Below are 1,197 nucleotides of genomic sequence, written 5' to 3'. Positions count from 1 at the left end.
CTGTCAACGTGGCTGTCAGCAACGAGGATGACTGAAGGATGAAGGCCAGGGCACGAAGCGCTTCTTGTATCGCTTTGGGCACGCTCGTGTCACAGAGAGGCGTAGAACCTTGACGTCATAGACCGTGTGGGGCATTGTAGGCGTTGTGAAGTGGGCCGTGATCCTCGTCGATGAAGTCGACGAATGGTTCATGGGTCTGGTGCGCAGCGATCCCCGGACTGCTGAGCTCGTTACGGCGGCGATCGATCAACTGGTTTCCGATGGTCCGGCGTTGGGGCGTCCGTACGTTGACAGCATCCAGGACTCAAAGATCCACAACATGAAGGAGCTCCGGCCGGGGTCGGCGGGAGGTACCGAGGTGCGGATCTTGTTTGTGTTCGACCCGCAGCGACAAGCGGTGTTGCTGGTCGCAGGCGACAAGTCCGGCCAGCGGCGGCGGTGGTACGAGGTGAACATCCCGTTGGCGGAGCAGCGCTACCAACGGTGGTTGGACGGCGACTATGGCGTGGAGAGGAGCTGGCGGGTCATGGCGCGGACGTGGGAAGAGGTACGCACCGAGGCTGTGGCGACCGGCCTGCTTGGCCAGGAGCGGATTGACGCGATCGGCGTGAGAATGCGGGCTGAGACCCGGGCGCATCGACTGGCCGACATCCGGCGGACCTATGGGCTCGACCAGGGCGAGGTGGCTGAGCGGATCGGCGTGTCTCAGTCGCGGATATCACGTATTGAGCGAGGCGACTTGGATCACACCGAAATTGCTACCGTGCGTAGCTATATTGAGGCGCTCGGAGGTCAGGTTGAGATCGTGGCGAAGTTCGGTGACGAGCGTATAACGGTTGGATGACCTAGGGGTACAGCGGAGGCTGAGGGGCCTGACGGGCTCCTAACTGTCAACTGACTATCAAAAGATCCAGAGCCCCGCACCATGATCGATTGCAGGGCTCTGACCTGGGGGATGCTGCGCGCTCGGAGGGACTCGAACCCCCAACCTCTTGATCCGTAGTCCTCGGCGCACCGTCCACGCACGTCCACCCACGTCCGCCGGTGCAGCTCACAGGCCCGGCATCGTCCACCGTTGTCCACCGACGTCCATCCCCGTTGCAGTACAACTGCAGTACGCCGCCACGGAAGCGACGGTTACAGTGCGTTGGTTCACTCGATGGACCCCAGGAGAAAAAGATCACGACCGTCCCGCCG

At 62.1% G+C, this 1,197-nt stretch carries 1 protein-coding gene; it reads left to right on the top strand.

What is annotated here, in order from left to right:
- Window positions 1–145: 145 nt before the first annotated feature.
- On the top strand, window positions 146–844 hold the full coding sequence (locus MJ785_RS22360) for a type II toxin-antitoxin system RelE/ParE family toxin (RefSeq protein ID WP_370652975.1): 699 nt from the start codon (window positions 146–148) through the stop codon (window positions 842–844).
- The last annotated feature ends 353 nt before the right edge of the window (window positions 845–1,197 follow it).

It is taken from the genome of Protofrankia sp. CiT1 (genome assembly GCF_917627335.1).
In the GTDB taxonomy this organism is placed as follows: Bacteria; Actinomycetota; Actinomycetes; order Frankiales; family Frankiaceae; genus Protofrankia.
This window is presented reverse-complemented; position numbering and strand designations above follow the sequence as displayed.